Below are 19,318 nucleotides of genomic sequence, written 5' to 3'. Positions count from 1 at the left end.
GCTTACTGCGTCCCCTTGCTCAGATGGTTGGCCGCATTGGCCAGTTCGATCCACGCTGCGCCTTCAGGAATGACATATTCATTCTGGCCCCAGAAATAGGGCCAATCCTCGTGATTTTCGGGGAAGTCCGGCTTGATCACCAATATGCCCGGCACGACGCCGCCTGCGATGAAGGAAAAGTCCGCCCGGTTATTGCCATAGGCGACTTCCTTCGACATCGTGCCGACACCCGACACGAAGGATATGTCCGACGCGGGATGGTGGCCGGTCAGGAACGCCATGCCATGAAATAGCGCGTCCGGCCCGACAATATCAGGGAAGGCCCGATGCAAAGCCTCGGCCGTCAGCGCATAGCCAAGGACGGTCCCTGACCCCGCCCATCCGCCAGTGGTAATCGGGACGGCGAAGGGGTTGGCGCGTGCCATCTCCACGCTCTGCGCCTGCCAACGGCGCACCGCCGGGATCATCCCGGTGCGATAGGAAGCGGGCATGTAAGGAATCGCCGCGACAGCCGTCTGCGCGTTGAAGCCAAAACCCTTTTCGATGGCGGGCCAGAGCGCCTGCACCTTGGCGGCATAGACTGGCTTGCGGGTTGTGCGCAGCAGTTCCACCGCCGCCGCGAACATCTCCGCATCAAGCGGCCCGCCCGTGGTGTTGCCATGGCTGAACAAATCGGGCGCCTGCCCCTGTTCCTGCTGCCAGACCCGCTCGGCAGTTTCCAACGCGCGCTGCGCTAGCGCATCATCCTGCCCGCGCAACACCCGCACAGCGGCCGCCAGCCCGGCGATCGATCCATAGTTGAGCGCCGATGATTTACTGGTGAAGGCCCAGCGATCGTCCGGCGTTCCACTCCGCCCATTGCGAACCTCGCCCGGCTTCAACGCCGGGTCATAGCGCAGCCCATCCGTCTTGTTCACCGCATCGCCCAAATGCGTATATTGGGCGACATCGGGCTCCACGATGCCATGAATGGCATGGCCGACAGCGTCAAATTGGGCGAGCAATTGCAGGGTGCCATGCGCCACCTGTTGCACCATATCGGGCTTTCCGTCGGGAACATGCATTTCGACATGCCGCCGCGCCTGATCGACGCTTACCGTATCCCGATCCAGCCGATAGCGCTCCGCCGCATCGGCAAGCGAGCGCACCACCTGATATTGGGACTGGGTGCGGATATCGAAATCGCCGGCATCATACCAGCCGCCGACATTAAGGCCCGGAATATGCTCGCCCGGCTTGAAGCGCGTATCGGTCGTCGGTCCCTGCCGGTACAGATCGATATGCTCATGGTTCAGCGGTGCCTGACGCGCATCGTCGCGATGGGAATCGCCGTGCCAGCTGCGATAGGCTTCGTTGACCGACATATGGTCCATCGCAACGGGGAAATAGACATCGTTGGTCGGGTGCCAGGCATCGGCATAGACATCCTGCGCGATGCGAAATGGCGCGGTGCGGACATCGCCATATTCAAGCATGTAGAGCCCCGGTTGCTTAACGGCGCTGAAATCGAGTTGCAGATAATGATAGCGCAGATAGTCGCCCCAGGGTTTCACCGGCCCGGTCGCCACCGGCACCGCCGCGCCGTTGGCGTCCAGGCGCAGCAATTTGAGCGGTGGCCGCCGCTTGTCATTACGGTCCAGTTCGACCGTGGCGATCTTGGGACCATCGGGCGCATAGCCGAGCTGCGAATGTGCGATAACGGGCGTCCGCAGCCAATCGGGGTCGGCCTGCGGCTTCACCGTCCACTGCAGCACCGTACCGGTCTTGTTTGCAGGCAGAATCGATCGCAACACGAACCAGCCATTTTGCGCCTGATTGCGCCCATCATAGAGCGCGATCGGCTGATCGCTGCTCACGCTGATCCGGCGCGCGGGGTCTTCCGGTGCCAGGACGAAGCGGCGACCGCTGGCCATCGGCAGGGGTTCGGCACCCGGCCCTTCGCTCCGCCCGCTGGCCGCATTGCGCTCCGCTCTCATCTCCATGGCGCTTGCCGGATAGATCGGGAAGGTGCCGGTTCGCTCGTCCGCCATATAGGCATGGTGGAAATAGGCCGACGGCAGTAATTCCAGGTTGAACCCGGCCTTGCCCGCCAAGGCCTGCGGCACGGGCTTGTCGAGAATGATGCTCAGTTCGACCGTACCCCCGCGCCGCTCGGCGCGAATGACATATTGCCAGTCATGGGCGACATAACGCAGCGTCGTTTCCACGACCCCGGCCTTGGCATCCACCTTGCGACCCACCAGCGCACCGATCGCATCCCATTGTCCGGGTGTCGCCGACAAGCGCACGTCGCCATTGGTCGCGCTGCGCATACCCTGCTGGATGATTTCGATACCGCTGATCTTTGCATCCGCAAACAGGCCGTCATACCAGTTGGAAAAGGCCAGAACATTGACCGCAGGGCCTTCGAAATAGCCCTTTTCGTTTAACTGCAGGGCGGGTTCGCTCGGCGTCTGTGCTATTGCCGCCGTGCTGCTCAGCAGCAGCGCAATCCCGACGCAGGAGGCTCGTAAACGCTTCATGTCTCTCTCCCTTGATTGCGCTACCATCATCCGGGCCGCAATTCTCACGCCTTATATCGCAGCGATTATAGATGGGCACAATATCCAATAGGCTGATTGCCATGCGCTTATGATAGCGCTATTAATCATCGAAATATGAAGGAGAGACTGATGCCCCGGACGCGACGGATATTGCTCGGAACCCTGCCCTTGGCGATGGCCCTTTTGACGGCCGGGTGCCAGCAGAGCGCGGACAATGCGCAGGAGCCAGCCGCCAATGCCGCAGACGCTTCGAAATATCTGTCCCAGCCGCTGGTCAAGGACATCTATACCGCCGACCCGTCCGCCCATGTCTGGGATGGCAAAATCTATGTTTACCCCAGCCACGATATCGACGGACCAACCGCCGAGGATGATCTTGGCAGCCATTTCGAGATGCGCGACTATCGCGTGCTGTCGATGGACAAGATCGGCGGGCCGGTAACGGTCGGGCCAGTGGCGTTGGACGTCAAGGATGTGCCGTGGGCGGATCGCCAGATGTGGGCACCCGACGCCGCGCGCAAGAATGGCATTTATTATCTCTACTTCCCGGCCAAGGACAAGGAAGGCGTGTTCCGCATCGGCGTTGCAACGTCGAAGGATCCGATGGGGCCGTTCAAGGCGCAACCACAGCCGATCAAGGGTAGCTATTCGATCGATCCCGCCGTCTTCACCGATGATGATGGCGCAAGCTATATGTATTTCGGCGGCATCTGGGGCGGCCAGTTGCAGCGCTATGCCAACGGCAAATATGATCCGAACGGGTCGAAGACCGACCTGGAGCAGGATGACAAACCGGCACTACTTCCCCGCGTGGCCAAGATGACCGGCGACATGCTGGAATTCGCCGAAACGCCCCGACCGTTGCAGATCGTCGATGAACAGGGCAAGCCTCTGCTGGGCGGCGACCATGATCGCCGTTTCTTCGAAGCATCGTGGATGCACAAATTTAACGGCAAATATTATTTCAGCTATTCGACCGGCGACACCCATTATCTGGTCTATGCCGTAGGCGACTCGCCCTATGGTCCCTTCACCTATAAGGGCCGCATCCTTGAACCGGTGGAAGGCTGGACCACCCATCATTCAATCGCCGAATGGGATGGCCGCTGGTGGCTTTTCTATGCCGACACACAGTTGTCGGGGCAAACCCGTCTGCGCAACGTCAAGGTTACCGAACTGCATCATAATGACGATGGCAGCATCCGCACGATCAACCCGCTCCTAAGCGGTGCAGCGAAGAAGAGCGCTGCCCAGTGATTACTACGGCCGGGGAAGCCATTGGCTTCCCCGGCCGCTGCTTGTGCAGCGACGACAATGCCCAAGGGCCACGCAGCCCTTTTCGACAAGACCGACGTCTCAACGACGCATTCAGGGAGACATGAGGATGAAGGCATCTTTGCTACGCTGTGCTGCGGGCGCGATGATCCTGGCCGGCTTTACTGCGCATAGCGTAGCTATGGCCAATGACAGTTGGAAAGAGGCGGATACCAAGGCGCGGGCGATCGTCGATCAATTGACGCTGGACGAAAAGGTCGAACAGCTCCTCAACGTGGCACCGGCCATCCCCCGGCTCAAAATCCCGGCCTATAACTGGTGGACCGAATCGCTGCATGGCGCGATGGGCGCGGTTCCGACCACCAATTTCCCGGAACCCATCGGCCTTGCCGCCACCTTCGATGCGCCGCTGATCAAGACGGTCGCGGCCACCATCAGTACGGAGGTGCAGGCGCTTCACACCCTCGGTCGCCAGACTGGGCATCTCGGCAAGATCGGCACGGGCCTCAATACCTGGTCGCCCAATATCAATCTCTTCCGTGATCCCCGATGGGGCCGCGGCCAGGAAACCTATGGCGAAGACCCCTTCCTAACGGCCCGAATCGGCGTGGCCTTCATCCTGGGGATGCAGGGCGACAATCCTGACTTGCCCGACATCGTCGCCACACCAAAGCATTTCGCCGTCCATAGCGGGCCGGAACCGAGCCGCCACACCGATAATATCTTCGCAACCAAGCGCGACCTGGAAGACAGCTACCTGCCCGCCTTCCGTGCCGCTATCGTCGAGGGCAAGGCCGGGTCGATCATGTGCGCCTATAACCGGGTCGACGGCCAACCCGCCTGCGGCAGTCCCATGTTGTTGCAGGATTATCTGCGCGATGCATGGGGCTTTACCGGCTATGTCGTGTCGGATTGTGACGCCGTAGTCGATATTTACGACAACCATAAATTTGCGCCCGACGCCGCAACCGGTGTCGCGGTCGCGCTGCGCCAGGGTGTCGATAGCGAATGCAATAATGCGACGCTCAATGGCCAGACAGGTCTGGGCGATCGCTACAAAGCCTCGCTCGCGCGCGGCTATATCGGCATGAGCGACATTGACACCGCACTCGTCCGGCTATTCTCCGCGCGCTATCGCAATGGCGACCTCCCCGGCCTGTCGAGCCGCAAGCCCAATGCCATGCCGGTCAAGATGATCGGAACGGCGGAACATCAGGCGCTCGCCCTGACCTCGGCGGAAAAGAGCCTGGTCCTGCTCAAGAATGACGGCATCCTGCCGCTGAAGGCCGGAACGAAGATTGCCCTGGCCGGCCCGCTGGCCGACGCCACGCGCGTCTTGCGCGGCAATTATTCATCGCCCCGCAGCGCCCCGCCCATTTCGGTAGCCGACGGCATCCGGCAGGCGATGCCCGGCTCTGCGCTGACCCTCATCCCCTTTGGCCCCTCCATTACCGATGGCGATCCTGTTCCCGGCACCGCGCTGTTGACCCCGGATGCCAAGCCCGGTCTGCGCGCCGAATATTTCAATGCCAGCGGGGATGACGGCTTCGAAGCCAAGCCCGTGCTGACCCGCGTGGAAAACACCCTCGTTTCCCGCGCGAGTGAATTCCAGCAGGTGTCGAAACGCTATAAGGTCGTCTGGACCGGCTATCTGGTCGCGCCGGAAACCGGGCTGTATCGCGTCGCACTGACCGGCGTCAAAGGCACCGTCTCGCTCGACGGCAAAGCCGTGGTCAGCGCCGAAGACTATTCCCGCTGGGCCGAACCGCTCGACCTGACCGAGGTTCGCATGACCAAGGGCCAGCGCTATGCCATCCGTCTCCAGGGGGAGAGCAGCATCGCGCCCAGCCCTACCATCTTCTGGAAACGCATTTCCGACAATGTCGATCGCGACCTGGCGGACGGCGCGAAGGATGCCGATGTGATCGTCGCCGTCGTCGGCCTGACGTCCGATATCGAGGGCGAGGAAATGCCGGTCAAGATCGAGGGCTTTATCGGCGGCGACAAGACCTCGCTCGACCTACCCCGCGATCAGCGCGCCTTTCTGGAAAAGGCCAAGGCGCTGGGTAAACCGCTGGTCGTGGTTGTCATGAACGGCAGCGCGGTCGATCTATCCTGGGCCAAGGATCATGCCTCGGCCATCGTCGAGGCCTGGTATCCCGGCCAGTCGGGCGGGTTGGCGGTCGCCAATGTCCTGTCGGGAAAGACCAATCCGGCCGGACGCCTGCCCGTCACTTTCTACAAGAGCGTCGATGATCTTCCGCCCTTTACCGACTATAGCATGGACGGACGCACCTATCGCTATTTCAAGGGCACGCCCGTCTATCCGTTCGGCCATGGGCTCAGCTACACGCAGTTCAGCTATGCAGCGCCCACGCTGGGCGCGACCGACGCCATTGCCAAGGACGGGCTGACCGTACGGACGGTCGTCACCAATAGCGGCGCACGGGCGGGCGATGATGTCGTCCAGCTTTACGTGACGCCCCCCGGCTTCGATGGCGCACCCCGCACCGCCCTGCGTGGCTTTGCCCGCGTATCGCTCAAGCCGGGCGAAGGGAAGGAAGTCGCCTTCACCCTGTCGCCCCGTGACCTGAGCTTCGTGACGCGAGACGGCGTGCGCGCGCTCATCCCCGGCGACTATCAATTGAGCATCGGCGGCGGGCAGCCGGGCACCGGCAGTCCGGTCCAGACCGTCGGCTACACCATCCGCGAGAGGGTCGACCTGCCAAAATGACAGGCGGCCATTTGGGACAGCTAAATAGATAAAAGGCAAAGGAGAGATGCAGATGAAACGCATAGTTGGTTTCGCCACAATGATCGGAGCAGCCACTTGGCTCATCACAGCGCCGATCGCGGCCCAGGCCCAGGACGACAAGATGGTGCCGATCGCCATCCCCGCCCAGCCGACCGCCATTGAACTCGGAACGCCCGCCCTCCCCGGTGCGACGGCCAAGGAGTCCTGGCACAGCCAATATGGCAGCCTGTTTGCCCGCAACGTCACGGTCGCAACCCTCACCCCCTTCCTGCCCGATCCCGCCAAGGCAACCGGCGCGGCCATCGTCGTGGCGCCGGGCGGTGGGTTTCGAACCCTGTCGATGAACAATGAAGGCTGGGATGTGGCCAAGGCGCTGGCCGATCGCGGCGTCGCGGCTTTCGTCCTGAAATATCGCCTGCGCCAGACGCCAGCGGACATGCCGGCCTTTGAAAAGTCGATGCAGGAGATGTTTTCTCCCGGCACTCGACCACCCCGCCCGGCCCCCGACCCGAATTTCGGCGACCTCTCGCCCCAGATCGCCGATGCCCGCGCCGCCTTCGCGCTGATCCGTCAGCGCAAGGCCGAATGGGGCGTTGATGCCGATCGGATCGGCATGGTCGGCTTTTCCGCCGGGGCCATGCTGACCATGGCGACGGCGCTGGCGGGCCAAGATGCCAAGCCTGCTTTCATCGGCAATATCTATGGCCCGCTATCCTCCATGAAAGTCCCGGCCGACGCGCCGCCGCTGTTCGTGGCCCTGGCCGCCGACGATCCTTTCTTCGCCAATGGCGGCATCGCCCTGATCGACGATTGGCGTGCCGCCAAGCGCCCGGCCGAATTCCACCTCTACGAACGGGGTGGCCATGGCTTTGGCATGTATCAGAAGGACACGACCAGCACCGGCTGGTTCGATGCCTTCGTCCGCTGGATCGGGACGCACGGCGCGCTCACGCGTTAGGCCTATTCATTCACCTACGCTCTGCGTCAATGTTCCACTACCGTTCAGGCTGCATGTTCGATAACGCTGGGCATGCAGCCTGCGAATCCGGGTAGAAGGACAGAGAGCGGATAATGACGATAGCGCGTATTTTTGCCGGATCTTTGCTTGCCTTGGCGACAATCACGCCTGTAGCGGCCCTCGCGCAGGCAGGCGATGCCGTGAAGGGCAAGATAGTATTTGCCCGTTGCGCGCTCTGCCATGACGTGAAGCCTGGCCCCAAGAAAATGGGTCCGGCGCTCAATGGCCTGTTTGGGCGGACGTCAGGAACCATCGCAGGTTTCACTTACTCGCCCGCCATGCAAAAGGCGAAGATACGGTGGGACGCCAAGACATTGGATGCCTTCCTCGCCAAACCCAGCGCTGTCGTTCCGGGCAATCGCATGGCCTTTGCCGGTGTGCCGCAGGCTGCGGACCGCGCCAATCTCATCGCATATCTCAAGAGCGCCACGAAATAACGTCCAGCGTCAGTCATGGCGGTAGAGACGGGCGATCTGCGCGGCGATGTCGCTTGGGCTCAGCCGCCCCGGACGATACCAGTCGGCGACGCTGTTGAGCTGCGACAGCAGCAGATTGCGATAGAGCGACCGGTCGATCTTAGCCGGTAGCGGCAGCGCGGCGACGATAGCGCGGAACAATTGTTCGAACCGGTCGCGCCGTTCGACCAGCGCCACGCGCACGGCGTCGGGCACTTCGCGAAAATCATTCATCATCGGCATGGTCAGCGAATCGGGATCAAGCTGGACTTCCAGCAGCGCGGCGCAGGCGGCTTCCAGCTGTGCCCAAGGATCATCCTGCGCCGCCACGGCCGTTGCGATCCGAGCCTCGGCCCCATCCAGCGCAGCGTGATGCAGCTCGACGAACAGGGCGTCCTTCGACTTGATATGATGGTAGAGTGAGCCGCCCAGCACACCGGCCGCCTCGCCGATGTCGCGCATCGACGTGCCGCGATAGCCCTTGCGCGCGAAGAGTTGCGCGGCGATCGCCAATATCTGGCCCCGCCGCGTGCCTGCGCCGTCCGTCTCTTCACCCTTGGCCTGTGCGTCTGTCTTACTCATGCAGCGCGACCTAGCATATTCGATCGCCAGAGATCATCCGCCTTGGCGTGTGCGGAAAGGGGCACTGCATTATTCACTTGCAACCCTCCCCCAGCTTACTGTATCCCAAGCATACATTCTATCGGGAGCAGGATCATGGAAAACCAAGAAGACGTCGTTTCCTTTGCGGTCGAGGACGGCATCGCCTGGGTGAATTTCAATCGCCCCGCCAAGCGCAACGCGATGAGCCCGACGCTGAACCGCCGCATGATGGAGGTTCTGGACGAGCTGGAATTCCGTGACGATGTCGGCGTGCTCGTGCTGAGCGGCGAAGGCACGGCCTGGTCGGCGGGCATGGACCTGAAGGAATATTTCCGTGAGACCGAAGCGGCCGGACTGCGCGGCGTGCGCAAGTCCCAGCGGGAAAGCTATGGCTGGTTCCGCCGTCTGCGCTGGTATCAGAAGCCCACCATCGCCATGGTCAATGGCTGGTGCTTTGGCGGCGGCTTCGGACCCCTGTTCGCTTGCGACCTCGCCATTTGCGCCGATGAAGCGCAGTTCGGCCTGTCCGAAATCAACTGGGGCATCCTGCCCGGCGGTGGCGTGACCAAGGTGGTGGTCGACCTGCTGCCGATGCGCGATGCGATGTGGTTGACGCTGACCGGCGACCTGATCGACGGCAAGCAGGCGTCGGCCATGCGGCTGGTTAATGAAAGCGTGCCGCTCGACCAGCTCAAGGACCGCACCCGCGAGGTCGCCAACAAGCTGCTCGCCAAGAACCCGGTCGCGCTCAAATTCGCCAAGGATGCGGTGCGCCGCGTCAGCACCATGACCTATGACGAGGCTGAGGATTATCTGGTCCGCATGCAGGAAGCGGCCAATTTCCATGACAAGAGCGAAGGCCGCAAGGAAGGCATTCGCCAGTTCATCGACGAGAAGAGCTACAAGCCAGGTCTGGGTGCTTATGACCTGACCAAGGCGAAGGCACCGACCGAGGGCTGAATAGCCTGATCTTCTTGAAACGCACCGGGGTTCGCCCCGGTGCGTATTTTCATGTTTGCGATATATCCACATCCATGAATTTGTGGCAGAATGTCCTTCAATCGGAGGAGGATTTTCATGCCCATAGCCACGACCCATGTCGGCAGCCTGCCGCGCGGTGACGCCCTGACCCCGCTGTTGCTGGCCCGCGACAAGGGCGAACCCTATGACGCGCAAGCTTTCGACACGCAAGTTCAGGCCGCCGTTACAGACGCGGTAACCGCTCAGATCGACGCCGGCGTCACCATCGTCAGCGACGGCGAATTGGGCAAGGTCGGCTATTCCACCTATATGATCGAGCGGCTGACCGGCTTTGGCGGCCATATCGACCGCAGGCCCGCCGCCGATCTCGCCCCGCTGCCCGAATTGCGGCAGAAGCTCGCTGGGATCATGGGTTCCCAGGAATTTACCCGCGCCTCCTGCATCGGCCCGGTGCGGCTGGTGACGCTGGAGCCGCTGCATGACGATATCCGCCGGTTCAAAACGGCGCTCGCGCCCCATGGCGAGGGCGTGCGCGCCTTCATGAATGCGGCCTCGCCCGGCCTGATCACCGCCTTCCAGGTCAACCGCCATTATCCCAGCCACGAAGCCTATCTGGCCGATCTGGTCGATGCGATGCGCGAAGAATATGAGACGATCGTGGCGGCGGGCTTCGACCTGCAACTCGATTGCCCCGATTTGGCGATGTCGCGCCACACCGGCTATCAGGACGCCAGCGACGAGGAGTTCCTCAAGATCGCGTCCGCCAATGTCGATGCGCTCAACGCCGCCACCGCCAATATTCCGCCCGAACGGATGCGGATGCACATCTGCTGGGGCAATTATGAAGGCCCGCATGATCATGATATTCCGCTGGAAAAGGTGATCGACATCATCCTGCCCGCGCGCCCGGCCACCGTCCTGTTCGAAGCCGCCAATCCGTGCCACGAACATGAATGGGCGGTGTGGCGCGACGCGACCATCCCCGATCATAAGATCCTCGCCCCCGGCCTGATCGATACCTGCTCCAACTATGTCGAACATCCCGAACTGATCGCCCAGCGGATCGAACGCTTTGCCGGGATCGTCGGCAAGGATCGAGTGAACGCCAGCACCGATTGCGGGTTCGGCACCTTTGCCGGATATGGCAAGATCGACCCGGCGGTGACGTGGAAGAAGCTGCGTTCGCTCCGCGCTGGTGCGGACCTGGCGGACGCGCGGCTGTGAGCGAGGAGGAGCGCCGCGCGATCGAGGCGGATTGCGCCAGGCTGATCGCCCGCTACGCCAATCTCAACGACGCGGCCGATTGGCAGGGCGTGGCTGACCTCTATGCCGAGGATGGCCGCATGGCGCGCCCGACCGCGCCGGACGATTGGACGCAGGGGCGCGAAGCGATCCTCGCCGCCTTCCTCGCCCGCCCGGCACGGACGACGCGGCATGTCTGTTCCAACGTCGTGATCGACGTGATCAGCCCGACGCAGGCCGTCGGCGAAAGCGCGATGCTGCTGTTCACCGGCGATGGCGCGCCCAAGGTCGGGTCGTTCCACGACCGCTTCGTCCTCACTCCGGCGGGATGGCGCTTTGCCGAACGGCGCGGTAGCCTGACCTTTTAACGGAGGGCGCCCATCATGAATGCCACCACGCCATCCACCGTCAAATCGGCGATGCGGACCATCGACATCATCGAATATGTCGTGGCGCGTCCTGCTGGTGTGGTGGCGCAGGAGATTGCGGCGGGCCTCGCCATTCCGGTCAGCAGCCTGTCCTATCTGCTCGCGACATTGGTGGAACGGCATTATCTGGCGCGGGAGGGGCGGCGCTACCTGCCCGGCCCGGCGCTGGCGCGGCTGGGGTCGCCGCGCGTCGCCCTGTCGCTGGCGGACAAGGTGCGGCCGCTGGTCCGGTCGCTGCGGACGCAGACCAACGAAACCGCTTCCTTCTTCGTGCGCGATGGGTGGCAATTGGTGGCGATCGTCACCGAGACGGCGGAACAGTCGCTGCGCTATTCGATCAGCGTGGGCACGCGCATCCCGATGCACAGCCTGGCCGCGGGCAAGGCGTTGCTGGCGAGCCTGGGCGACGAGGAGATCGATGCCTATTTCACGCAGGTGCCGCTGGAGCCGTTCACCCCGCAAAGCGTGACCGACGAACAGGCGTTGCGCACCGAGTTGGCGGCGATCCGCGCGTCGGGCGTGGGGCGCACGCGCGAGGAATATACGCCGGGCATTTGCGGTCTGGGCATGGCGGCGGTGGTCGATGGCGTCGCGGTCGGCGCCTTCGCCGTCGCCATCCCCCTGCCCCGCTTCACCCCGGACCTGGAAACCCGCGCCGTCGCCCGGCTGGAACAGGCGGTCGCGCTGTTCACCGCCGCCGAAGCGCCGCCGGTTTAGCCACTGATGCGTCACAGGGCGAAGTTCACGATGTCGTCGGGTGAAAAGGCCCAATGGTGCGTCAATAGTCCCGACGACGTACTGTCCAGGTAAGGCTGAAGTCACTATTGGGTCACAGTGATGCGACGGCAACGCGCCAGTGGCGCGACACCGGATCTGCCTGGCCATGGCGTGCGTCTGGTGTGGCTTGGGGGACTGTTCCATCTATCAGGATAGATCAGAGGAATTCCTACATTGGAAGGGGTTTTGATGCCGTGCCTATCCTTGGCTCCAACATGAGTGACCGCAGCATGCCAGCACCGATTCTCTACAGCTTTCGCCGCTGTCCCTATGCGATGCGGGCGCGGCTGGCGCTGGCCGTGAGCGCCATGGCTGTGGAACTGCGCGAAGTGAAGCTGTCGGCCAAGCCCGACGCGATGTTGACCGCTTCGCCCAAGGGCACCGTCCCTGTGCTGGTCCTGCCCAATGACACCGTCATCGACCAGAGCATCGACATCATGCGATGGGCTTTGGCGCAGCATGATCCAGAGGACTGGCTGAGCCGTGACGATCCCGCGCTCGTGGCGGCCAATGATGGCGCGTTCAAACATGATCTGGATCGCTACAAATATCCCGACCGCCATGGCACGCAGGCCGAAACGCATCGCGCGAGCGGATTGGTATTTCTGCTCGACATCGAACAGCGGTTGGCAGGGTCGATTTATCTATGCGGCCCGGCCTGCGGGTTCGCCGATGCCGCGATTATCCCGTTCGTGCGGCAGTTCGCCGCTGTCGACCCGGCCTGGTTTGCGATGCAGCCGCTGCCCAACCTTCAAAACTGGCTGTCGCGCTATCTGACGTCGGACCTGTTCAGCGCGATCATGGGGCGGGTTTCGCCGTGGCGGCCGGAGGATGCGCCGGTGCATCTGCGCTGGCAGGCAAGCGACCCGGACCGCTAGGGTCAGGACTCATTGATTGATCCAGAATATAACGGTCGCGGCGATGCAGATGGCGGACATGAAGGTATGGGCGCAACGATCGTAGCGCGTGTGGATGCGCCGCCAGTCCTTGATCCTGCCGAACATATTCTCGACTTTGTGCCGCTGTCTATAGAGCGCCGTGTCGTGTGGAATGGGCACTTTCCGGTTCCCCTTTGACGGGATGCAGGCCGTGATCTTGCGGTCGGCCAGTGCCGCGCGGAACCAGTCGGCGTCATAGCCCTTGTCGCCCAGCAGGACCTTTGCCTTTGGGAAGGCATCGATCATCAGTGCAGCGCCCTTATAATCGCTCATCTGCCCTTCACTGAGCAGCATGATGAGCGGTCGGCCTTTGCCATCGCATACGGCATGTAGCTTGGAGTTCAGGCCGCCTTTGGTGCGTCCGATACGTCGGGGAACATCTGTCAATCGGCGTCCAAACGGGACCCCTTATCAGCGCGCAAAAGGGACCCCCTGTCAGGATGGCGGAACATTGATGTGACGCTCTTCCTTGCGCTGCGCGCGGCGTAGGGAGGGCGTAGCCCGACCGGAGGCGCGCGCAGCGCAAAGCATCTTTTAATTGATTGCCGCTGGGGCGGATCAGCTGCGGTTTTTGAAGCGCCAGCTGTCATTGCCGGTCTCGACAATGTCGCAATGATGGGTGACGCGATCCAGGAGCGCGGTTGTCATCTTGGGATCGCCGAACACGGTGGGCCACTCGCCAAAGGCGAGGTTGGTGGTGATGATGACACTGGTCTGCTCATAGAGTTTGCTGATCAGGTGGAACAGCAACTGGCCGCCCGATCGGGCGAACGGCAGATAGCCCAGTTCGTCGAGTACGATCAGATCGAGACGGGATAGCTGGGCGGCGAGAGCGCCACTCTTGCCGATCCTGGCCTCCTCTTCGAGGCGGGTCACCAGATCGACCGTGTTGAAGTAGCGGCCCCGGGCGCCGGAGCGCACAACATTGGCGGTGATGGCGATGGCCAGATGGGTCTTTCCTGTGCCTGTGCCGCCGACCAGGACGATATTGCGCCGTGCGGGCAGGAACGTGCCGCTGTGCAATGAACGCACCAGCCCCTCGTTGATTGGGGTACCCTCGAACCGGAAGGCGTCGATGTCCTTCACGACGGGCAGCCTGGCAGCGGCCATCCGGTATCGGATCGACGCGGCATGACGATGCGTCGCCTCCACCCTCAGAAGATCGGTCAGTATCTCCATGGTGGTGCGCTGGCGCTGAATGCCGGTGGTGACGGCATCGTCGAACGCGCCTGCCATGCCCTTGAGGCCAAGCCCGCGCATGGCCTCGATCATGTCATGCCGCTGCATCGAAGGTCCTCAACTGGTCGTAACGGGCACAGTCGGCGATCGGGGGATGGCGCAAAGCGCTATCCTCGGAGGTGATGATCGTCAGCGGACGCGGGGGTTCCCGGCGTCGTGCCAGGATGTTGAGGATCAGGTCGTCGCTTGCCGTGCCCGTCGCCAGTGCCTCACGCACAGCGGCTTCGACAGGCTCCAGGCCATCGGTCAGTACGGCCGACAACACACGGACGAACCGGCGATCGGCATCGTCGCCATTACCCAGCTTGCGGCGCAGGCGGGCAAGCGCCGGTGGCAGATCCCAGTCCTGGAAGGGGGCACCGTTCCGCAGCGCGCCAGGCTTGCGGGCCAGCACTGGCAGATAATGCCAGGGGTCATAGATCGTGCGGTTGCGCCCAAAGTAGCGAGGATGTTCAGCGACAACCTCTTCGCCGCAGCGAACGACGATGCGATCGGCATAGGCGCGGACCTGCACCGTGCGTCGTGCCACCGTCGAGAGCACCGAGTAGCGGTTGCGGTCGAAGCTGATCAGGCAGGTGCCGGTCACGGCATGCTCGCTCTCATTGAAGCCGTCGAACGGTCCCAGCATCGGCTGCAGCGCAGATCGTTCGATCTCCAGCATCTGCGCCACGGTCAGCTCTCCCTGTTCGGGATGGGGCTGCCGTTCCGCCCAGCGCCGACACTCGGCCTCCAGCCAGCCATTGAGCTCTTCGAGACTGGCGAACCGCAACCGGGGCTGGAAGAAGCGACCCCGGATCGTCTGCACCTGGTTCTCGACCTGACCCTTCTCCCATCCCGCCGCAGGCGAGCAGGCCGTGGGCTCGACCATATAATGGTCGGTCATGATCAGGAACCGCCGGTTGAAGACGCGTTCCTTGCCGGTGAACACGCTCGTCACAGCCGTCTTCATATTATCGTAGATGCCGCGCCCTGGCACGCCGCCGAAGAAATCAAAGCCCCGCGCATGCGCGTCGAACAGCATCTCCTGGCTCTCACGAGGATAAGCCCGGACATAGACCGCGCGTGAGGCACACAGTCGCATATGCGCGACCTTCACCCGCATCGGTGCCCCGGCGATCTCAACATCTTCATGGCTCCAGTCGAACTGGTAGGCCTCGCCTGGCCTGAACATCAGCGGGATGAAGGCCGTGACACCATCGCCGGCATCTTTGCGCCGTTCCAACTTCCATCGCGCCGCGTAGCGCCGCACGGCATCGTAGGATCCCTCAAAGCCTTCGCGCACCAACAGATCATGGATCCGCGTCATCCGCAGCCGGTCACGCCTGCCGCGCAGCTCGTTCTCTTCCAGCAGCGTGTTGAGGCGATCCTGAAACGGACCGATCCTGGGCAGCGGCTGAACCTTGCGCTGATAATCAAAGGCGCCCTCCGGCGCTCGGACCGCTTTGCGGATGACCTTCCGCGACACATGCAGGTCCCGCGCGATCGCCTTGATCGCCTTGCCTCCGGCATACTCACGCCGGATCCGTAAAACTGTCTCCAAAACCAACATCCCGATCTCGCCGCCTGAAAATCCAGGAAGCTGCTTAAACCATCGAAATGAGGGGTCCCTTTTAGACGCCGATCACCCCGCTAACGGGGTCCCTTTTGCACGCCGATCCACACCCTAGAACGAAGCTGGCATGAGCCGCCCTACTGGACTAGCAAAACTTTTGCGTCTGGCGGTCAAGACTATGGAATGATTGGCGCAGCAATAGCGGTCGCCGCGATTTTAATCATCTACGAATCATTCGCAGGGTAGCAGCGCACTCAGATGTTCAGAACCGTCAAAGGTTGAAGCGGAAGCCGTAGCCGATGCCCAATGTGAACTGCACTCTCCGCCCACGCTCGCGGACGAGCGGCGAATGACCGGCCTCGCTCCCTAATCGATCGAGGCTGGTAAACAGGGTGATGGCGCTTTGCCGGTTCAGCGGGCGAAGCGCCGAACCACCGACACCATAAGACAGCAAGCCGCCCTTTGGCGAATAGGCAGCAAGCCCGGATCGCAGCGACTGAATCGCATCGATGCCGAAATAGCTGTCCATATAGGGTTTGCCGACGACCGTGGCGCGCGGACCGACATTGATGATCGTGCGTCCGCTGCGCATCTGATACGATATCGCCCCGTCCGCTATCACGGCCTCATGTCCGCCAAAGCCGCGGCGGACTTCCAAACGGCCGCGCCAGGGGCCGATGCGTTTTTCAACGAAGCCGCCCAATTCGGCAGCAGCCGCGACATTGCCCATGCCGCGCAGCCCGTCGCTTCCGCCCGTGATCAGAAAAGGCGATCCTCCGCGCTCTTCATCACGCCCGAAGCGGACCTTGGCCAGCGGACCTTGGCCAGCGGACCAGCCTTCCACCCGTTGGTGTTGACGGCGTTCCATCCCAACCCTTCAGGGATCGAAGCAAAGATCACGTCCCCATAATTGACCCGCAGATCGGGAAAGATCGACAAAGCCATGTCTCGCGACCCTTGCCACGCGGGGCTAAGGACCGGTGCCAGGCCGATCGTCACGCTCCATCCTGCTTCGCTTCGGTCTAACGGTCGGCCCGCTACCGTTGCCGGCTGCGTCTCTGCCGTCTGGGAAAAACAGGGCTGGCCCGCACCCAGGGCGGCGATGGCCAAGAGATAGCGCATGTTCATCCTTTTCTCGGCAACCGTCGATGATGCCCAACAATTCGCGGCGACGGCCTTTTCTAATCGATCATGCCATGAACGCCAGCCTTCGCAGGAGAATTTGGGTGAGACCCTTGCTTGCTTTCTGATTCAGACTGATTTTCCCGTCCCCAAATGAAAACGGGGGACGCCTTGCGGCATCCCCCGTTCCTACCGCTCACGAAAAGCGATCAGGCGTTCTTGGTGCGCCAGCCGTCGGCATAATTGTCGCGCGCGGCTTCCGAATAGGGGACCGAGGAAACGATCGCCTTGATTTCGGTCTGGACGTGGCGTTCGACGGTGGGCTTGGACGTGCCGCCATCGGGTTCGCCCCAGAGCAGGGTGACTTCGGTGCCGGGCTCGGCGAATTCGGCATCGACCATCGCCAGTGCCAGGAAGCGACCAGCGTTGATGGTGTAGCCGATCCAGGTCGACAGGCCGACCGTCTTGCCGTCCTTCAGCACCGCATCATAGGGATGCATGCAATAGACGGCGCTGGGGAATTCCAGGAACTTGGCCTTGTCGCCGGTCTGGAGCATCGAGCTCATGACGCGGACGATATCCTCATTGTCGAGCGCCAGCGTCACCTTGCGGCGGTGGGGCTGATCCTTGATCTTTTCCAGCGCTTCGCGGCCGATAAAGTCATGGTCGAACTTGACCATGATGCCATAGCCCAGCTCCCAGGGGTTGAGGTAATAATCCTCGATATTGTCGGAGACGAAGCTGCCGCCGAGCGAGCATTTGCCTTCATAGCTGTTTTCGCTCGCCCATTCGCGGAACGCCTTGGAGCCTTCACCGGTGTAGGTGGCGGGCAGCGGCGAGGGGATCCAGCCGGATTCCAGCGTGTTGGACGAATAGGTACGGCCACCGCACAGCGTCAGGCCATAATCCTTGCCCGCTTCGATCAGCGCATTGCGAACGGTGTCATAATCCTTCCAGGGGCCAAACAGCTCATAGCCCGGCTGGCCCGCCATGCCGTGACGCAGCGCGCGCACTTCGACGCCGGCGATCATGATCGGTGCCATGTGGAAGAATTTGAGGTCCGGCGGGGTTTCGCCCATCGCCTTTTCCAGCACCGGCATGGCGTTGGGGCCCTGCAGCTGGAAGCGATAGTTGCGGCGATAGCCCTGCTGGTCGAGCGGACGGGCGATGGTGCGCTCGTCGCGTTCCACCTTGACGTCCCACTTGCCGGTCGAGGCCCAATATTCGACCCATTCGATCGACGGTGCGCGACCGACCAGCTCGAACTTTTCTTCTTCCAGATAGAAGAGGATGACGTCGCCGATCACATAGCCTTCGGGCGTGACAGGCGCGAACTGCTTGGCGCGGTTCGGCACGAAGCCCTTGAAGCTGTTCGGGGCGAGGTAGGACAGCATGTCGAACGCGCCGGGGCCGGTGACGAGCAGGTCGACCATGTGGAAGCTCTGGTTGAACAGGACCGAGCTTTCCGCCCAGCTGCGCTGTTCGTCGCGCCAGTTGCTATATTCGCCAGGCACGCCCGGATAGGCGTTGGGACCGACCTGCTGGTTGCGCAGGAATTCGACGATGTCGCCCTTTTCGTCGAGCAGTTGCTGCAGGGATTTACCACTCATTCCATTCTCTCCTTAGACACGGAAAACATACTGAAATCGTCACTCATGCAGGCGGCCATGACAGCCATTCCCGCAATATCTGGTTGAACGCCTCTGGCGCTTCGGCGGGCATCATATGGCCCGCCCCTTCGACAACGCGCAGTTGCGCGCCGGGAATGGCGGCGACGATCGCCTCATGCTGGGCGACCGGCGACCATTGATCCTGTCGCCCGACCATGGCGAAGGTCGGGCAGGCGATGGTCGGCAGCAGCGCATCGACCGACGGGCGGTTGAGCAAGGCTTCGATCTGCGCTTCGAACACGGACAAGCCCGCCGACACGGCCATGGCATAGAGGCTGTCCATCAGCGCTTCGTTGCGCAGCCCCGCAAAACCGAGCATCGGCGGCAGCCATTGCGCCACCAGCGCGGCCATGCCCTGCGTCCGGCCGAGGTCGCGCAGCGCATAACGGCCTTCGCGCTCGCCGGGCTTGGGCGTGTGGACGCCGGTATCGACCAACGCCAGCCGCTCGATCCGTTCAGGGGCCTTGCGCACTACCTCCAATGCGATGCGCGCGCCCATGGAATGGCCGAGCAGCGCCGCGCGCACGGGCATATGCGCCAACGCATAGTCAGCCATCGCCTCGATCCGGTCCGCACCACCATAATAGCCGTCGATCGCGCGACTGCCGGGAAAAGCGGCGAGCGTCGCGCCGAACATGCGCGAATCGCACATCAGCCCCGGAAGGATGATGAGAGGGCTGCCAGTGCCGACCTGATCAGATGATTTCGCACTCATGAAAA

The 19,318-nt window shown here is 62.4% G+C and carries 18 protein-coding genes and 1 pseudogene; 10 read left to right on the top strand and 9 right to left on the bottom strand.

Annotation, left to right across the window (positions count from 1 at the left end; translation table 11 throughout):
* Positions 1–2: 2 nt before the first annotated feature.
* Complete coding sequence (locus BSY17_RS02105; protein ID WP_069064145.1) at positions 3–2,522, bottom strand: glycoside hydrolase family 9 protein; 2,520 nt, start codon at positions 2,520–2,522, stop codon at positions 3–5.
* A 150-nt stretch (positions 2,523–2,672) separates the two neighbouring features.
* On the opposite strand from BSY17_RS02105, the gene BSY17_RS02100 reads away from it, so the two are divergent.
* From BSY17_RS02100 to BSY17_RS02085, 4 genes are all read left to right on the top strand, one after another.
* The gene (locus tag BSY17_RS02100; protein ID WP_037478342.1) at positions 2,673–3,800 is read left to right on the top strand and encodes a glycoside hydrolase family 43 protein; all 1,128 of its coding nucleotides are present in this window, start codon (positions 2,673–2,675) and stop codon (positions 3,798–3,800) included.
* A gap of 127 nt (positions 3,801–3,927) precedes the next feature.
* On the top strand, positions 3,928–6,552 hold the full coding sequence (locus BSY17_RS02095; RefSeq protein WP_069064144.1) for a glycoside hydrolase family 3 C-terminal domain-containing protein: 2,625 nt from the start codon (positions 3,928–3,930) through the stop codon (positions 6,550–6,552).
* Positions 6,553–6,631: 79 nt separating this feature from the next.
* Complete coding sequence (locus BSY17_RS02090; RefSeq protein WP_237236231.1) at positions 6,632–7,531, top strand: alpha/beta hydrolase; 900 nt, start codon at positions 6,632–6,634, stop codon at positions 7,529–7,531.
* A 113-nt stretch (positions 7,532–7,644) separates the two neighbouring features.
* Positions 7,645–8,028: a c-type cytochrome gene (locus BSY17_RS02085; protein ID WP_037475544.1), complete on the top strand. Its 384-nt coding sequence runs from the start codon at positions 7,645–7,647 to the stop codon at positions 8,026–8,028.
* 9 nt (positions 8,029–8,037) lie between these two features.
* Here the strand turns inward: BSY17_RS02085 and BSY17_RS02080 are convergent, their stop codons facing one another.
* Positions 8,038–8,628 (bottom strand): TetR/AcrR family transcriptional regulator, encoded by a 591-nt coding sequence (locus BSY17_RS02080; protein ID WP_037475547.1) that lies wholly within the window; start codon positions 8,626–8,628, stop codon positions 8,038–8,040.
* 135 nt (positions 8,629–8,763) lie between these two features.
* Between BSY17_RS02080 and BSY17_RS02075 the strand changes: the two genes are divergently transcribed.
* From BSY17_RS02075 to BSY17_RS02055, 5 genes are all read left to right on the top strand, one after another.
* Positions 8,764–9,609 (top strand): p-hydroxycinnamoyl CoA hydratase/lyase, encoded by an 846-nt coding sequence (locus BSY17_RS02075; protein WP_069064143.1) that lies wholly within the window; start codon positions 8,764–8,766, stop codon positions 9,607–9,609.
* Between the two features lie 117 nt (positions 9,610–9,726).
* A complete protein-coding gene (locus tag BSY17_RS02070) occupies positions 9,727–10,854 on the top strand; it encodes a cobalamin-independent methionine synthase II family protein (protein WP_069064142.1) in 1,128 nt (375 codons plus the stop codon).
* Positions 10,851–11,240, top strand: coding sequence for a nuclear transport factor 2 family protein (locus BSY17_RS02065; protein ID WP_237236227.1), 390 nt, complete (start codon positions 10,851–10,853; stop codon positions 11,238–11,240). Before BSY17_RS02070 ends, BSY17_RS02065 begins: the two co-directional genes overlap by 4 nt.
* Before the next feature lie 15 nt (positions 11,241–11,255).
* A complete protein-coding gene (locus BSY17_RS02060; protein WP_069064141.1) occupies positions 11,256–12,017 on the top strand; it encodes an IclR family transcriptional regulator in 762 nt (253 codons plus the stop codon).
* Between the two features lie 290 nt (positions 12,018–12,307).
* Positions 12,308–12,955 carry a glutathione S-transferase gene (locus BSY17_RS02055; RefSeq protein WP_037479114.1) on the top strand — a complete coding sequence of 216 codons (648 nt, stop codon included), beginning with the start codon at positions 12,308–12,310 and terminating at the stop codon, positions 12,953–12,955.
* A gap of 9 nt (positions 12,956–12,964) precedes the next feature.
* Here the strand turns inward: BSY17_RS02055 and BSY17_RS02050 are convergent.
* The 5 genes and pseudogenes from BSY17_RS02050 to BSY17_RS22100 all read right to left on the bottom strand — a co-directional run.
* Positions 12,965–13,390 (bottom strand): annotated as a pseudogene (locus BSY17_RS02050) (IS5 family transposase); the annotation flags it as partial.
* A gap of 183 nt (positions 13,391–13,573) precedes the next feature.
* Positions 13,574–14,302, bottom strand: coding sequence for an IS21-like element helper ATPase IstB (gene istB / locus BSY17_RS02045; protein WP_069064140.1), 729 nt, complete (start codon positions 14,300–14,302; stop codon positions 13,574–13,576).
* Positions 14,289–15,803, bottom strand: a complete 1,515-nt coding sequence (istA, locus tag BSY17_RS02040; RefSeq protein WP_037474355.1) for an IS21 family transposase — start codon at positions 15,801–15,803, stop codon at positions 14,289–14,291. Before istA ends, istB begins: the two co-directional genes overlap by 14 nt.
* A gap of 274 nt (positions 15,804–16,077) precedes the next feature.
* Entirely contained in the window at positions 16,078–16,674 is a 597-nt protein-coding gene (locus tag BSY17_RS02035) for a MipA/OmpV family protein (RefSeq protein ID WP_250638194.1), read from the bottom strand.
* Entirely contained in the window at positions 16,566–16,928 is a 363-nt protein-coding gene (locus BSY17_RS22100; protein WP_335681267.1) for a MipA/OmpV family protein, read from the bottom strand. The genes BSY17_RS02035 and BSY17_RS22100 overlap by 109 nt, the downstream gene beginning before the upstream one ends.
* Here BSY17_RS22100 and BSY17_RS21450 point away from each other — a divergent pair.
* Complete coding sequence (locus BSY17_RS21450) at positions 16,927–17,085, top strand: hypothetical protein (RefSeq protein ID WP_162182198.1); 159 nt, start codon at positions 16,927–16,929, stop codon at positions 17,083–17,085. The two genes, BSY17_RS22100 and BSY17_RS21450, sit on opposite strands and share 2 nt — an antisense overlap.
* A gap of 52 nt (positions 17,086–17,137) precedes the next feature.
* Here the strand turns inward: BSY17_RS21450 and desA are convergent, their stop codons facing one another.
* The gene (gene desA / locus BSY17_RS02030) at positions 17,138–18,538 is read right to left on the bottom strand and encodes a syringate O-demethylase (protein ID WP_069064139.1); all 1,401 of its coding nucleotides are present in this window, start codon (positions 18,536–18,538) and stop codon (positions 17,138–17,140) included.
* Positions 18,539–18,581: 43 nt separating this feature from the next.
* The gene (locus BSY17_RS02025) at positions 18,582–19,313 is read right to left on the bottom strand and encodes an alpha/beta fold hydrolase (protein WP_069064138.1); all 732 of its coding nucleotides are present in this window, start codon (positions 19,311–19,313) and stop codon (positions 18,582–18,584) included.
* Positions 19,314–19,318: the final 5 nt, after the last annotated feature.

The organism is Sphingobium sp. RAC03, assembly GCF_001713415.1.
Classification (GTDB): domain Bacteria; phylum Pseudomonadota; class Alphaproteobacteria; order Sphingomonadales; family Sphingomonadaceae; genus Sphingobium.
The sequence above is the reverse complement of the archived record's forward strand: the minus strand, read 5'-3'. Positions and strand labels throughout refer to the sequence as shown.

What these genes read in the sequence shown, in the direction of transcription:
- BSY17_RS02105 (WP_069064145.1), bottom strand. Translation starts at nt 2,522, where the DNA reads ATGAAGCGTTTACGAGCCTCCTGCGTCGGGATTGCGCTGCTGCTGAGC.
- BSY17_RS02100 (WP_037478342.1), top strand. Translation starts at nt 2,673, where the DNA reads ATGCCCCGGACGCGACGGATATTGCTCGGAACCCTGCCCTTGGCGATG.
- BSY17_RS02095 (WP_069064144.1), top strand. Translation starts at nt 3,928, where the DNA reads ATGAAGGCATCTTTGCTACGCTGTGCTGCGGGCGCGATGATCCTGGCC.
- BSY17_RS02090 (WP_237236231.1), top strand. Translation starts at nt 6,632, where the DNA reads ATGATCGGAGCAGCCACTTGGCTCATCACAGCGCCGATCGCGGCCCAG.
- BSY17_RS02085 (WP_037475544.1), top strand. Translation starts at nt 7,645, where the DNA reads ATGACGATAGCGCGTATTTTTGCCGGATCTTTGCTTGCCTTGGCGACA.
- BSY17_RS02080 (WP_037475547.1), bottom strand. Translation starts at nt 8,628, where the DNA reads ATGAGTAAGACAGACGCACAGGCCAAGGGTGAAGAGACGGACGGCGCA.
- BSY17_RS02075 (WP_069064143.1), top strand. Translation starts at nt 8,764, where the DNA reads ATGGAAAACCAAGAAGACGTCGTTTCCTTTGCGGTCGAGGACGGCATC.
- BSY17_RS02070 (WP_069064142.1), top strand. Translation starts at nt 9,727, where the DNA reads ATGCCCATAGCCACGACCCATGTCGGCAGCCTGCCGCGCGGTGACGCC.
- BSY17_RS02060 (WP_069064141.1), top strand. Translation starts at nt 11,256, where the DNA reads ATGAATGCCACCACGCCATCCACCGTCAAATCGGCGATGCGGACCATC.
- BSY17_RS02055 (WP_037479114.1), top strand. Translation starts at nt 12,308, where the DNA reads ATGCCAGCACCGATTCTCTACAGCTTTCGCCGCTGTCCCTATGCGATG.
- istB (WP_069064140.1), bottom strand. Translation starts at nt 14,302, where the DNA reads ATGCAGCGGCATGACATGATCGAGGCCATGCGCGGGCTTGGCCTCAAG.
- istA (WP_037474355.1), bottom strand. Translation starts at nt 15,803, where the DNA reads ATGTTGGTTTTGGAGACAGTTTTACGGATCCGGCGTGAGTATGCCGGA.
- BSY17_RS02035 (WP_250638194.1), bottom strand. Translation starts at nt 16,674, where the DNA reads ATGGAACGCCGTCAACACCAACGGGTGGAAGGCTGGTCCGCTGGCCAA.
- BSY17_RS21450 (WP_162182198.1), top strand. Translation starts at nt 16,927, where the DNA reads ATGTTCATCCTTTTCTCGGCAACCGTCGATGATGCCCAACAATTCGCG.
- BSY17_RS22100 (WP_335681267.1), bottom strand. Translation starts at nt 16,928, where the DNA reads ATGCGCTATCTCTTGGCCATCGCCGCCCTGGGTGCGGGCCAGCCCTGT.
- desA (WP_069064139.1), bottom strand. Translation starts at nt 18,538, where the DNA reads ATGAGTGGTAAATCCCTGCAGCAACTGCTCGACGAAAAGGGCGACATC.
- BSY17_RS02025 (WP_069064138.1), bottom strand. Translation starts at nt 19,313, where the DNA reads ATGAGTGCGAAATCATCTGATCAGGTCGGCACTGGCAGCCCTCTCATC.